Here is a 13,518-nt window from a genome sequence, read left to right on the forward strand (position 1 = left end):
TCAGCGGCGCCGGCCGGTCCCGAACATCCCGCGCGCGATCTCGGCGGCCGCCGTGCGCATGAACTGCCGGAACGCGCTCGACTTCACGACCTGGGTGACGACGCCCTCCTCGTCTTTCCTGCTGCGGCGGGAGGTCGAGCCCGACTTCTTGGCCGCCTCCTCGGACGCCTTCGACGCCTCGGCCTCGGCCTTCGCCTGCTCGGCGGCGGCCTGCTCCTCGGCTGCCTTCTGCGCACCCTGCTCGAGCTTGGCGGCGAGCATCTCGCGCGCGGACTCGCGGTCGACGGTCGTGGCGTACTTCGCGTTGCGGGGGCTGGCCGCGACCGTCGCCGCCATCGCCGCGGGGTCGGACGGAGCCATCAGCGACTCCGGCGCCCGCAGCCGCGTCCACGCGACCGGCGTCGGGGCGCCGCGCTCGTTCATCACCGTGACGACGGCCTCGCCGATCCCGAGGCCGGTGATCACCTCACCGAGGTCGTCGTACGCCGAGCTGGGGTAGGTGTTGACGGTCGCCTTGAGCGCCTTCGCGTCGTTCGGCGTGTGCGCGCGCAGCTGGTGCTGGACGCGCGAGCCGAGCTGGGCGAGCACGGCGTCGGGGACGTCGGTCGGGCTCTGGGTCACGAAGAAGACGCCGACGCCCTTCGACCGGATCAGCCGCACGGTCTGGGCGATCTGGTCGAGGAACGCCTTCGAGGCGTCGTTGAAGAGCAGGTGGGCCTCGTCGAAGAAGAAGACGAGCTTGGGCTTGTCGACGTCCCCGACCTCGGGCAGGTCGTGGAAGAGGTCGGCGAGCAGCCACATGAGGAACGTCGAGAAGACCGCGGGGCGGTCCTGGAGGTTCGGGAGCTCGACGAGCGAGATCAGCCCCTTGCCGTCGGCGGTGGTCTGCAGGAAGTCGCCGGACTCGAACTCGGGCTCGCCGAAGAACGCGTCGGCGCCCTGGTCGGAGAAGCCGATCAGCTCGCGGAGGATCACCCCGGCCGTGGCCGCGGAGAGCCCGCCGAGGTTCTTGAGGTCGGCCTTGCCCTCGTCGCTGGTCAGGAACTTCACGACCTCGCGCAGGTCGGACAGGTCGAGCAGCGGCAGGCCCGCCTGGTCGGCGTAGTGGAAGACCAGGCCGAGGCTGGACTCCTGGGTGTCGTTGAGCCCGAGCACCTTGCTCAGCAGCGTGGGGCCGAACGCCGACATCGTCACCCGCAGCGGGATGCCCGTGCCCTGCCCGCCCAGCGCGTAGTACTCGACCGGGAACCCGGTGGCCGTCCACTGCTGCCCGACCGACGCCGTCCGCTCGGCGAGCTTGTCGCTCGGCACACCGGGCGTGGCGAGGCCGGAGAGGTCCCCCTTGATGTCGGCGGCGAACACTGGCACGCCCGCCGCGCTCAGCTGCTCGGCCATCAGCTGCAGCGTCTTGGTCTTGCCGGTGCCGGTGGCGCCGGCGACGAGGCCGTGCCGGTTGAGCATCCCGAGCGGGATCCGGATGTGGGTGCTGGTCAGCGTGGTCGCGTCGAGCATCAGGCCCCCGAGCTCGAGCGCCGAACCCTCGAAGGCGTAGCCGGGGGCGACCGCCTGGACGATCGGGTCGTCGTCGTGCGAGGCAGGTCCCGGGGTCGTCGTCTCGGTCACGTGTCCACCCTAGGACGTGGCGGACGTGCCGGGCGCGCCGTCGCCCGGACGCAGGCTCGGCCCCCTCGTGGCGAGGGGGCCGAGGCCGGGGAGGGACGGTCGCTACATGAACACGACCGCCACGATGGTTGCGAGGACGAGCCCCGAGACCACCGGGATGAAGCACCGTCTGGCGAGGTCGAGCACCGGCACCCGCGCGAACCCCGCGACCGCGATCAGCGACGACCAGGCCACCAGCGTGCCGCCTCCGGACCAGATGTTGCCCATCTGGCCGATCGCTGCCAGCGTCTCCGGGTCGACCCCGGTCACGGGACCGAGCGTCCCCGCGAGCGAGCCCGTGAGGGGCAGCCCGGAGAACCCGGAGCCCTCGAGGCCGGCCACCATGCCGATGATCAGCACGCCGAACGCCGTCACGAAGCCGTTGTCCGGGATGTGCTCCTGGCCGTGCAGCACGAGGTCGAACAGGAACGCCGGGGCGGCCGAGCTGCCGTCCTCGTTCGGCGCGATGCTGAGGATCCGACCGGCGAAGTCGCCGTTCCCGATGAAGAAGAACCCCGCGATCGGCAGCACCACCCCCATGGCCTTGAACGCGAAGACCAGTCCGTCCACGACGTGCTCCGCGGAGCGCTCGAGGAAGGTCCGCCGGTTCTCCGTGAACGCCGCCAGGAAGATCGTGATCGCGGCGATGCCGCCGACCAGGGCAGCGGCGTCGCCGCCCTTCAGGCCGTCGTCGGTGCCGCTGCTGCTGATGCTGTAGATCAGGTAGATGATCAGCCCGAGGTAGGCGAGCGGGACCGCGACCGCGAAGGCCGTCGAGGCCCACTTGGGTGCGCGGTTCTCGGGGCCTCCGGCGCTGCCGCCGGGCTCCCCGCGGAGGCTGAGCGGCTCGCCGCTCCCGGACCCGGGTCCCTCCGCGACGGCCACGCCGGCGGCGGCCGCACGGGGCTGCTGGTCGTCCCACTCGCCGCGACCGGCAGCAAGACGGGCGCCCGACTCCCGCAGCGCAGGCCCGTGGCCCACCGTCGGGGCGTCCTCGATCTCGGTCAGCTCCAGGACCCTGGCCTCGACGTCGCCGGCCTCCCACTCGTCGAGCCACTCCTGGGAGGGAGTGCGCATCTTGCGCATCTCCAGCACGTAGCCGATGACGAGCGCGGTGATGCCGGTGACCAGCGAGAGCACCATCGCGCGGTTGGCGACCGAGTCGGCGTCCACTCCCGCCGCCGTGGCGGAGAGACCGGGCGCGACCCGGATGACGTAGTCGCTCGACAGCGCCATGCCCTGGCCGGCGACGGCCACGGTGAAGGCCACGGCCATCGGCCGCAGCCCGGCTGCGATCGCGACCGGGATCAGCACCGCGCCGATGAGGGGCACCGCCGGGGTCGGCCAGAAGAACAGCGAGATCATGTACGTCACGGCCGCGAGGGTCCAGAACGCCAGGTGACCGTTGCGCATCACCCTCCTGAACGGCGCGACCATCTTGGTGTCGGCCCCCAGCGCCTGGAGCGAGCCGAGCATGGCGGTGACCAGCGCGATGATCAGGAAGATGCTGAAGAGCTCCTGTGCGGCCACCAGGCTGGCGTTGAAGACGGCAGCCAGGGCTCCGACCAGGCTCTCCTTGAAGACCAGGGCGGTGAGAAAGGTGAAGAAGACGGCCGGGACCACGATGTTCTTGCGTGCGAGCATCGTGCCGAGAATGACCAGGACGCCGACCAGATAGACCCAGTGGGCCGCGTTCAAGTCGTGCATTGTTCGCCTCCTGCAGGCTAAGGATGCCGGTAGGTTGCTCGCCCGCTCCGGTCCGCTGCTACGTCGAGGTTGCCCAACCCCGACGGCTGTTTCTGTGCATCCTGCCCGTGCCGCCCCTCGGAGGGGCCGGGCAGAATCGTGCTCGGTCATCCTGCCGTCCCCGAGCTGATGGAGGGCTCCTTGGCGTCCCGCCCCCCGCGCGCGGCTGCACGACTGACCCTGCTGGCCGTCACGGTGCTCGGCACGATGAGCAACAACGTCATCAACGTCCCGCTCCGCTCGATCGCCCGGGACTTCGACGAGACGCTGTCGGCCACGGTGCTCTGCGTGAGCGCCTTCGTGCTCGCGCTGGCGATCGCGATGCCGGTGACGGGCTGGATCGGTGACCAGATCGGTCAGAAGCGGACCCTGGTGCTGTCGCTGGTGCTCATGGTGGCTGCCCAGGCGCTGGCCGCGCTCGCACCCAGCCTCCCGCTGCTGGTGGTCCTGCGGGGGGTCCAGGGGCTGGCGTGCTCGGCGATCCCGCCGATGGTGATGGGGCTGCTGGGTGCCTACTACCCCGACCGGCGCCTCGAGGTCATGGGCGCGTGGGCGGCCGCCAACGGCATCGGTCAGGCGATCGGGCCCCCGGTCGGTGGGCTGATCAGCGACGCGATCGGCTGGCGCGGGATCTTCGTGCTCGTCGCCCTCTTCTCCGCGCTGGTCCTCGTCGCGACCGTGCTGCTGGTGCCCGAGGTGCCGCACCGGCGCAGCCCGTTCGACGTGTGGGGAGCGCTGCTGCTCACCGGGGGCGTGGGGCTCGTCCTGGTGGCGGCCACCACGGTGAGCCAGCGCACCTCCACGCGCGTGGCCGTGGTCGAGGTCGTGGCGGGCGTGGTCCTGCTCCTCGGCTACGGGCTGTCGTCGCGCGGCCGTGCGGTGGCGATGATCCCCCTGCCGGTGCTGATCGAGAGCCGGTTCCTCCGCAGCGCGGCCGCGGCGTTCGGTCAGATGTTCAGCCTCGGCGCGGCGCTGGTGGCGCTGCCGCTGTTCTTCACCGGTCCGTTGGGCATGTCGGTCGCGATGGCCGGCATCCTCTTCTTCGCGCTGCCGGCGGTGATGGCGGTGGCTGCCCCGATCGTGAGCCGGCTGAGCCGGGCGCACGGGCCGCGCGTCGTGCTGCGCTCAGGTCTGGTCGTGCTGGTGGTGGCCAACACGGTGACGGGCGTCGTGGCCACCCTGGGCAGCGGCACGCCGACCAGGGTCGGGCTCACCGCCATGCTGCTGGTGCTGGGAGCCGGGATGGCGTGCGTCCAGACGCCGGCCGCGGCCGGCGCGACCAGCTCACCCGCCGGGGCGTACGGCGCGGCGGTCGGCCTGTTCAGCATGGTCCGGTTCTCCGGGTCAGGGACGGCCGCGGCGTGGGTCGCGCTGCTCTACCCGTCCGGGCACCTGTTGCTGCTGTTCTGCGGATGTGCGGTGCTCGCCCTGCTCGCGCTGGGGGCCAGCTTCCTCGGGCCGGACCCCGCTCCGATGGTGACCTCCGAGCTCACCCGGACATCAGGTCTCGGTTGACCCGTCGGGCGGTCTCCTCCAGGTCGGTGAGCCGCACGGCGAGCCAGACCGCGAACTGGTTGTCGGGCAGGCGCACGTCACGCTGCAGCAGCCGCGAGATGCGGTCCAGCTTGTAGAGCATGGTGTTGCGGTGCACGCTCAGCCTCCGCGCGGCCTCGTTGAGGTTTCCGCCGGCCTCGACGTAGGCCCGGGCGACCTCGACGAGGCTGCCGTCGCGCTCGTTGCGCAGCGGGTCGAGCAGCTCGGCGGCGAACTCCCGGCCGGCCTGCTGCTGGGCGAGCTCGAGCAGCACCGAGTCGACGCGCAGGTCGGCGAACCCGCACACCTCGTCGACGCGCAGCCGCTGCCGGAGGTCGAGCGCGACGCGCGCCTCGCGATAGCTCTCGCCGATGGCCTCGGCGCCGGCCACCGGCCGGCCGTAGGCGACGAGCACGTCGCGCTGGGTCCGCTCGCGCAGCCTGCGATCGAGCACGGTGGCGTAGGTGTGCAGCTCGTCGACCGCAGGGTCGGGCTGGCCCCGCCGGCTCGGGGAGACCTGGCGGACCACCGCGATCACGTCGCCGACCACCGCCGCGAGCGTCTGGTGACCCGTGGTCTCGAGCAGGCGCGCGGCCTCGCGCGCCATGTCGGCCAGCCGGGTCGGGCTGTCGCCCTGCGCGATCAGGCCGCCACTGTGCGCGACCACGACGCCGTAGCGTGCCGCGACGTCGAACCCGTAGTGCGAGGCGCGCGCCACGAGGTCGGCGTGGTTTGAGAAGCGGCCGTGGAGGAGCGCGTGCACGAAGTTGCCGCGCGCCCGCTCCTCGGCACGCTCCAGCCCGCGCACCCGGAGCAGCTCGGTGCCGACGATCGTCACCGCCTGCTCGACTGCGACCCTGTGCTCGGCGAGATCGTGGTCGGTGACCTCGGTGGCGTCGTCGAGGAGGAGCACCCACCCGTCGCGCTGCTCGACCAGCTCGATGACCCCGGCGACGCACGTGAGCCGCTGCTCGCGCACGACGAGGTCCAGCGAGGTCACCTGGTGGTGCGAGCCCGCGTCGGGGGTCACGCTCGAGAGCTGCTCGGCGGCGTCCCTGACCGCGCTGGTCACCGCGTGCGGGTCGAGGTGGCGAGGGCCGGGGTCGAAGGCGAGCAGGTGCAGGTCGGTGCCGAGCACGGCCACGCTGCAGCCGCTCAGCCAGGCAAGCCGGCTGCACAGCGCCGTCAGGCCGGCCCCGCGGTGCAGCAGCCCCGCGAGGGTCGAGTGCACGCGCTGCCCGTAGCGCAGCACGTGCGTCTCGTGCGCCAGGCTCAGCGTCGCGACGAGCTCGACCAGCGCCCGGCGGTTCACCGACGTCGGCACGTGCACCACGACCGGGACGCCGTCGGTGTGCGGGATCGACGGCACGCGCGTCTCGGCATCGCCGCGCACGAAGACCGCGGCGCAGCCCGAGCGCAGCAGGCTCGGCCAGCGGTGGGCGTCGAGCTCGGTCTCGTCGGCGAGGGCGACGGTCGCCGCGAGGTCGCCCTCCTCGCGCAGCACGTCGAGCAGCGTGTGGCACCACCGGACCGGACGGTCGAGGTGCTCGGCTCCGGAGACCACCGTGGCGCCGCGCAGGAGGCGCTCCTCCAGGAGGCGCGCGAGCGTGGGTTCTGCCGACCGCGTGACCGGGTCGAGGGTGGCGGTCACTTGTGCACCTTAGCCGAACTTCGTGGATCAGACTCAGCATCCTGCCCGTACCGCACCCCGGCCTCGGTTGGCAGGATGTGTCCCGTGCACCAGGTCTTCCGGATCACCCTCGACGATGCCCTCCCCGTGCTCGCGGCCGCGCGCGCCAAGGCCGAGGAGCTCGGCGTGAAGCAGACGCTGTGCGTCGTCGACGACGGCGGCAACGTCGTGGCGCTCCACCGGCTGCCGGGCGCGCGGCTGACCGGCGTCGACATCGCGATCGCCAAGGCGTTCACCGCCGCGGGCCACGAGCGTGCCACGCACCTGTTCAACGAGCCGCCCAACGGGCCGGCGTTGCCCGGCAACGAGGCGTTCGGGATCTCCCACATGCTCCCGGGCAAGTTCGCGATCTTCGTGGGCGGCTTCCCCATCACGTACGACGGCGCGATCGTCGGCGGCCTCGGCGTCTCGGGCGGCACCGGCGAGCAGGACAAGGCGGTGGGAGCCGCCGGGCTCGAGGCCTTCGCCGACCACGTGGCTGCGAACCCGCCCGCCTGACTCATGCGCCTGCGAGGCCGCACGTGAGCACCACCTCCACGCAGGCGCCACCCGGCAGCGAGGTGACTCCGACCGCCGCCCGGCTCGCCGCCCCGGCGTCGCCGAGCAGCTCGCGGAGCCGCGCCGAGGCGCCGTCCGCGACAGTCGTGTGCTCCTCGAAGCCCGGCGCGGCGTTGACGTAGACCGCGAGGTGCACCACCCGCTCGAGCCGCTCCGCCCCGGCGAGGTCGACGACGGCGGACAGGGCGTTGGCGACCGCCGTGGCGGCGGCCCGCTGTGCCTGCTCGACGGTGACCTCGTCGCCGACCCGGCCCCGGTGGGTGAGCCTGCCGTCGACGCGTGGGGTCATCCCCGCGGAGACCACCAGGTCGCCGTGCCGCACGGCGGGCACGTAGCCACCCTGAGGAGCCGGCGGCGGCGGCAGCTGGTCGGAGAGGTCAGAGCGCAAGGGCCAGCCCGTCCATCCGGGGGTCCGCGGCGGCCTGCAGCACGCCGCGCTCGCTGTCCAGGGACACGACGCATGCCGAGCCGCCGGGGCCGCCGTGCTGCTCGGGAAGCCTGCGCACCCGGTGACCCCAGCTCTCGAGTCGGGCGAGGGTGTGCTCCGGTATCCCCTCCTCGCAGCGCACCTCGGCCGCGTCGCCCAGGGTGTGCGCGTCCGACCCCGGGTGCACCGAGACACGGGGGAGCGAGACCGCACGCTGGGGGTCGTCGCCGTGATCGACGAGGTGGCTGATGACCTGCATGTTCCACTGCACCTGCGCGTCGCCACCCGGGCAGTTGCCGACCGCGACGAGCTCGTCGTCGTCCGACAGCAGCCACGCGTTCAGCGTGTGCAGGGGCTTGCGCCGCGGCCGCACCTCGTTGGGGTGCCCGTCGATGAGGTAGGCGCCGCGGCCGAGACGGTTGTTGAGCAGCACCCCGGTGCCCGGCACCGTGGTGCGGGAGCCGAACGTGAGGGCGAGGGAGTGGATGAAGCTCACGGCCGTGCCCTCGGCATCGACGCACACCATCGAGGTCGTGTCACCGGCACCGATCCCCACCGCCGTGGTCGCGCGGGCCTGCTCCACGCCACGCCGGGCGTGCCGCACCGCGGTCTCCTCGAGGGCCGTGCGCCAGTGCTCGTTGTCGGCGCCGCAGTAGTCGAAGCGGTGCCGGAACGACGCGCGGGCGGCCTCGACGAACCAGTGCACCGACTCCGCGTCGAGCTGCTCGCGGTCGGCGAGCTCCCCGTCGAGGATGCGCGCGGCGTGCAGGACCATCCAGCCCGCCGACGGAGGCGGCGTCTGGTGCAGCGTGCGGCCGGCGTACTCCGTCTGGAGCGCCGGCACGGCCGGGGCGTCGGCGGCCGAGCGCCACTCCTCGCCCGAGAACGGCGCGCCCGCGGCCGCCAGCGCGGAGACGGCGCGGTCGGCGAACCACCCGTCGTAGAAGGCTCCGGGGTCCGCCGCTAGCCGTCGCAGCGTGCCCGCGAGCTCGCGCTGGCGCAGCACGTCGCCGACCCGTGGGAGCCGGCCGCCGGGCAGGAAGACCTGGGCGGCGCCGGGGTCCGCCGCCAGCGCCGCGGCCTGCTCGCCCACGTCGGCGAGGGTCTTGGGCGTGCACATGACGCCGTCCTCCGCAGCGCGCACCGCCGGAGCCCACAGGTCCTCGAGGTCACGGGTCGCGCGGGACCGGAGGGTCTCGATCGCCGCGAGGGCACCGGGCACCGCCACGGACAGGGCGCCGGTCAGCGGGACCTCGTCGAGGCCGGCCGCGCGATAGAAGTCGGGGGTGCCGCCGTCCGGGCCGCAGCCGCTGCCGTTGGTGGTCCACGTGCGGCCGTCCGGCTCGCGGACCAGCACGAAGGCGTCGCCGCCGACGCCGCACTGACCCGGGAGGTGCAGCCAGGACATGGCGGCCATCGCCAGCGTCGCGTCGAAGGCGTTGCCCCCGGCGGCGAGCACGGCGGCGCCGACCTGCGAGACCGCGCGGTGGCTCGACGAGACCGCCCCGCGGGTGCCGAGGGCCGGCTGCGGAGGGTGGCGGAGCGGCCGGACCGTCACGGGCTCAGTCCCGGCGCAGTCGTCGCCGACGCGGCCCGCCGGACTCCACGTCCGCCTCGGTGACGCCGACGAAGATCTCGCCGTCCTCCTCCCGCACCGGGTAGACCTGGATCGGCTCGGTGGCGGGCGGGTAGATGGGCTCGCCCGTGTCGAGGTCGAAGACGCTCCCGTGGCACGAGCACTTGATCCCGTCGTCGATCAGCTTGCCACTGCTGAGCAGGCAGTCGAGGTGCGTGCAGTAGTTGCTGGTGGCGTAGGCCTTGCCGCCGAGCCTCGCCACCGCGCACTCGAGGTCGCCGACGTAGAACCGCCGCACGTAGCCGTCGGGCACCTGGCCCGACCGGGCGACCCGGTGGAAGACGACCTCGTCGGAGGGCGGTGGGACCTCGTCGGAGCCCGAGCCGGAGTCATGCGGTGCCATGCTCATGCGGGGTCCTCCGGAGTGAGGTAGACGGTCTTCTCGCGGGTGTAGAACTGCATCATCGACGGGCCGGCCTGCTCCTTGAACGTCTGCGTGCTCGACCGGCGCCAGCCGCCGAACGGCGCGTTCATGGCCAGCCCCGTCGTGGGCTGGTTGACCTTCACGACGCCGGCCTCGGCGTCGCGAGCGAAGCGGAGCGCGGTGTCGAGGCTGGCGGTCACCACCCCGGCGGAGAGGCCGTAGGACGTGGCGTTCACCGTCTCGATCGCCTCGTCGTAGGACGAGACGGTCAGGAACGCGAGGATCGGCGCGAACACCTCCTCCTGGGCGAGGCGGTGATCGGGACGCACGCCGCTGAACACCGCCGGCCTCGCGAAGTAGCCGCCCTCGGGTGCGCAGCCGTGGGTGGGCGTCTCGAGCCGTCCGCCGTCGGCCGCGCCGACGCGGAGATAGGCGTCGTACTTCTCGTGCTGCGCCAGGTTGGCGAGCGGGCCCATCGTCGCGCCGTCGCGCAGCCCGTCGTCGACGACAGCCGCGCGAGCCCGCTCCATGACGCGGTCGAGGAGGCCGTTCGCGATGCGCTCGTGGGCGACGACCCGCGAGGTCCCGGTGCACGCCTGCCCGGACAGCCCGAACGCCCCCTTCGACACCAGGTCGGCGGCCTTGTCGAGGTCGGCGTCGTCCCAGACCACGAGGGCGTTCTTGCCGCCCATCTCGAGCTGGGTCCGCACCCACGGCGGGACGTTCCCGTGGATGGCCTCGCCCACCGCCGTGGACCCGGTGAAGGTCACCGCCCCGACGCGGGGGTCGGACACCAGTGCCTTGCCGACCTCGGCGTGGCCGTGCACGAGCGCGAGGGCCGACCCCGGCACGCCGGCGTCGAGCAGTGCCTCGACCAGCCGTTGACCGAGCAGCGGGGTCAGCTCGCTCGGCTTGAAGACCACCCCGTTGCCGGCGGCCAGGGCGGGCCCCAGCTTGCGCGACGGGATGTTGAGCGGGAAGTTCCACGGGGTGATCGCGGCGACGACCCCCACCGGGTCGCGCATGGTCAGCACCATCGCGGTGCCGGCGGCCTGGTAGCTCTCGCCCTGCAGACGCAGGCACTCACCGGCGTACATCCGGAGGTTCTGGGGCGTGCGCCGGGTCTCGACGCGTGCCTCGGCCAGGGTCTTGCCCTCCTCGCGGACCAGCTCGACCGCAAGCGCGTCGGCCCGCTCGGCGAGCAGGTCGGCGGCGCGCAGCAGCACGTCGGCACGGTCCTCCGGCGGCGTCGACGCCCACTCGCGGTAGCCCTCGGCGACGTGCGCCACGGCCTGCTCGACGTCGGAGGCGTCGCTGTCGGGGGCGATGACGGCGACCTCGTCGAGATGCGCCGGGTTCTCGCGCTGGTAGGTGCGACCCGAACCGGCGCCGACCCACTCCCCGCCGACGAAGTTGGACGCGCGCACGGTCTCGGACGCGGCGTTCACGCGAGCTCCTCGAGTGCCTCGAAGAGGTCCGCCGACCGGTCGGCCAGCACCTCGTCGGCCACGGCGATCCCGGACGTGATGAGCTCGCGGGCCACGGCGATGTCCTCGCCGGCGTCGACCGCGAACGCCGCGGTCACGCGGTCGCCGGCGAGGAAGAACGCCGTCCACACGTCGTCGTCGAGATCGCCGCGCACGACCATCCGGTCGGTCGGGGCGGCGTGACCCACGTGCTGCAGGTTGTGCCCGAACTGGTCGGACCAGAACCAGTGCGGCTCGTCGTAGACGACCTCCTCGCCGAGCATGTTCCGCGCGGCGACCGCTGCCTGCCGGCTGGCGTTGTCGAAGTGCTCGACGCGCACCCGCCGGCCGAGCCCCGGGTGGCTGTGGCTGGCGACGTCGCCCGCCGCGTAGACCCGGTCGAGGCTGGTGCGGCAGCGCTCGTCCACGACGACGCCGCTGTCCACGTCGAGTCCGGAGTCGACGGCGAGCTCGACGTTCGGCACGGCGCCGACGCCCACCACCACCACGTCTGCCTCGAGGTCGCCCTTCGTGGTGGAGACGACCATCCGCTCGCCCTCCCGGCGCACTCCGGTCACCGCGGTGTCCACGCGGACGTCGACGCCGGCGGCCTGCTGGAGCCGGGCGCAGGCCGCGCCCAGCCTCGGGCCGATGGCCATCGCCAGCGGAACCGGACCGGCCTCGAGCACCGTCACCTCGGCACCGCGGCCCACCGCGGTTGAGGCGACCTCGCCGCCGATGAAGCCACCGCCCACCATGACGACCCGGGTGCCCGGCGTCAGGGCCGCGCGCAGGGCGTCGGCTTCCTCGCGGCCGCGGAGGTGGAACACCCCCGGCCCGTCGATCCCCGGGATCCGCCGGGCGCGGGCACCGGTCCCCAGCAGGACCGCGTCGGCCGCGAGCGAGGAGCCGTCGTCGAGAAGCACCGCGCCGTCGGCCGCACTCACCTTGAGGACCCGGGTGCCGACGCGCACCTCGACGTCCTGGGTGTCGGTCCACTCCTCCGGAAGCAGGTCGAGCGCGCTCTCGTCGCCGGCGGCGAGGTACTCCTTGGACAGCGGGGGGCGCTGGTAGGGCCGGTGCGGCTCCTCGCCGATGACCACGATCTCGCCGTCGTACCCGCGACGACGCAGGGTGCGCGCGGCCACCGCGGCCACCTGCCCACCGCCGACCAGGACGAACCGGCTCATGTCACGACCTCTTCGCGGTCGAAGCTGACCGACACGGTCCCGTCCTCGTCGACCTGCACCGGGAAGGTCGGCTGGCAACGGCCCTGACCCTCGGCCTCACCGGTCTCCGGGTCGAACTTCCACTGATGACCCGGGCAGACCACCTTGCCGAACAGGATCGCGCCCTTGCTCAGCTGTCGCTGCTCGTGGATGCAGGTGTCGGCCAGGGCGTAGACCGTCCCCTTGATCCAGAACAGCGCGATGGTCGTGTCGCCCACGGTGACCGCGACGCGCTTGCGCGCCTCGAGGTCCCGCAGGCGCGCGACCGCGTGCCACTCGGTCATCCCGGTTCCTCTCGTGAACTGGCCGGCTCGTTCGGCCCGGCGGTGGTGCGAGGTTCGCTCACGCGGAGCCGAGCAGCTCCTCCACCATCACGACGCCGTCGCTGCCGGGGTCGGCACCGAGGTCGGGGGCGACGTAGGTGTCGTAGAGGGAGCGGGTGTAGGCGAAGCGCATCTCCGCGCCCCAGCGCACGTACTGCAGGCAGCGCTGCTGGAGCTCGGGGGTGTCGGCGCACTCGAGCACGATCTGGTAGCCACGCTCTCCGTGCACCTCGTCGGAGGTGATGTGCAGGTCGAAGAACTCGATCTCGTCCTCGGTGAAGCCGTAGGACTCCCGCAGCGGCACGATCTGCTTCTTGTAGATCGTGGGCACCTGCGACTCGAGCCCCACGACGAGCGCGGCGGTCGCGACCGCGAAGTGCTCGCGCATCGAGGTCGCGTAGCACCAGCTCTGGAGACCGCGGGTGACCGCGTTCATGTTGTTGGGGTCCTCGATCCGCTCGCGGGTGGTGCCGCAGGCCTCGGCGAACCGGATCAGCAGGTCGGTGTGGCGGATGTCGGCCAGCTCCTCCTCGTACATGTTCTGGAGGAGGAAGTCCTTCGCGTCGGTGAAGCGGTCCGGGGTGTTGCCGTAGATGTAGCCGAGGTAGTCGGCGAACGGCCCCACGTAGTGGTAGTGGTTCTCGGCCCAGCGTGCGAAGTGGTGCCGTTGGAGCCGGCCGTCGGCCCAGGCCTGGGAGAACGACGCGTTGGCCGCCTCCCGACCCTTGATCGCGTCCTTGAGCGCGGCGCGGAAGTCGTCCTGCGAGAGCAGCTCGGGCATCTCGTCATTCCTCTCGTCCTGACTGTGGAGTCTCGAACCTAGGTCTCGGACCGACGCGCGGCCCATGGTCGAAGTGCACACATCGAGGCCCGTTTCTCGTGCA

12 protein-coding genes are annotated in these 13,518 nt (G+C 72.7%); 2 read left to right on the forward strand and 10 right to left on the reverse strand.

From position 1 onward, the window contains the following. Both G514_RS0119705 and G514_RS0119710 read right to left on the reverse strand, forming a co-directional pair. Positions 1–1,623 carry a helicase HerA-like domain-containing protein gene (locus G514_RS0119705; RefSeq protein WP_051247828.1) on the reverse strand — a complete coding sequence of 541 codons (1,623 nt, stop codon included), beginning with the start codon at positions 1,621–1,623 and terminating at the stop codon, positions 1–3. A 102-nt stretch (positions 1,624–1,725) separates the two neighbouring features. After that, complete coding sequence (locus G514_RS0119710; protein ID WP_028653146.1) at positions 1,726–3,369, reverse strand: hypothetical protein; 1,644 nt, start codon at positions 3,367–3,369, stop codon at positions 1,726–1,728. Positions 3,370–3,549: 180 nt separating this feature from the next. On the opposite strand from G514_RS0119710, the gene G514_RS27935 reads away from it, so the two are divergent. Next, a complete protein-coding gene (locus G514_RS27935; protein WP_169576515.1) occupies positions 3,550–4,923 on the forward strand; it encodes an MFS transporter in 1,374 nt (457 codons plus the stop codon). Here the strand turns inward: G514_RS27935 and G514_RS0119720 are convergent. Beyond that, on the reverse strand, positions 4,898–6,592 hold the full coding sequence (locus tag G514_RS0119720; protein WP_028653147.1) for a helix-turn-helix domain-containing protein: 1,695 nt from the start codon (positions 6,590–6,592) through the stop codon (positions 4,898–4,900). The two genes, G514_RS27935 and G514_RS0119720, sit on opposite strands and share 26 nt — an antisense overlap. An 84-nt stretch (positions 6,593–6,676) precedes the next feature. Between G514_RS0119720 and G514_RS0119725 the strand changes: the two genes are divergently transcribed. After that, the gene (locus G514_RS0119725; RefSeq protein WP_028653148.1) at positions 6,677–7,129 is read left to right on the forward strand and encodes a GlcG/HbpS family heme-binding protein; all 453 of its coding nucleotides are present in this window, start codon (positions 6,677–6,679) and stop codon (positions 7,127–7,129) included. Position 7,130: 1 nt separating this feature from the next. Here the strand turns inward: G514_RS0119725 and G514_RS0119730 are convergent, their stop codons facing one another. Genes G514_RS0119730 through G514_RS0119760 form a run of 7 tightly spaced genes read right to left on the reverse strand, consistent with a single transcriptional unit; the run spans position 7,131 to position 13,415 of the window. Next, on the reverse strand, positions 7,131–7,577 hold the full coding sequence (locus G514_RS0119730) for a RidA family protein (protein WP_028653149.1): 447 nt from the start codon (positions 7,575–7,577) through the stop codon (positions 7,131–7,133). Continuing rightward, positions 7,567–9,174, reverse strand: coding sequence for a gamma-glutamyltransferase family protein (locus tag G514_RS0119735; RefSeq protein ID WP_028653150.1), 1,608 nt, complete (start codon positions 9,172–9,174; stop codon positions 7,567–7,569). Before G514_RS0119735 ends, G514_RS0119730 begins: the two co-directional genes overlap by 11 nt. A gap of 4 nt (positions 9,175–9,178) precedes the next feature. Then, positions 9,179–9,601 (reverse strand): Rieske (2Fe-2S) protein, encoded by a 423-nt coding sequence (locus G514_RS0119740; protein WP_245582280.1) that lies wholly within the window; start codon positions 9,599–9,601, stop codon positions 9,179–9,181. Continuing rightward, entirely contained in the window at positions 9,598–11,064 is a 1,467-nt protein-coding gene (locus G514_RS0119745; protein ID WP_028653152.1) for an aldehyde dehydrogenase family protein, read from the reverse strand. Before G514_RS0119745 ends, G514_RS0119740 begins: the two co-directional genes overlap by 4 nt. Next, positions 11,061–12,272, reverse strand: coding sequence for an NAD(P)/FAD-dependent oxidoreductase (locus tag G514_RS0119750; protein ID WP_028653153.1), 1,212 nt, complete (start codon positions 12,270–12,272; stop codon positions 11,061–11,063). Before G514_RS0119750 ends, G514_RS0119745 begins: the two co-directional genes overlap by 4 nt. Then, positions 12,269–12,595: a Rieske (2Fe-2S) protein gene (locus G514_RS0119755; protein WP_028653154.1), complete on the reverse strand. Its 327-nt coding sequence runs from the start codon at positions 12,593–12,595 to the stop codon at positions 12,269–12,271. Before G514_RS0119755 ends, G514_RS0119750 begins: the two co-directional genes overlap by 4 nt. 58 nt (positions 12,596–12,653) lie before the next feature. Then, on the reverse strand, positions 12,654–13,415 hold the full coding sequence (locus tag G514_RS0119760) for an iron-containing redox enzyme family protein (protein ID WP_028653155.1): 762 nt from the start codon (positions 13,413–13,415) through the stop codon (positions 12,654–12,656). Between the last annotated feature and the right edge of the window lie 103 nt (positions 13,416–13,518).

The organism is Nocardioides halotolerans DSM 19273 (assembly GCF_000422805.1).
GTDB lineage: Bacteria > Actinomycetota > Actinomycetes > Propionibacteriales > Nocardioidaceae > Nocardioides > Nocardioides halotolerans.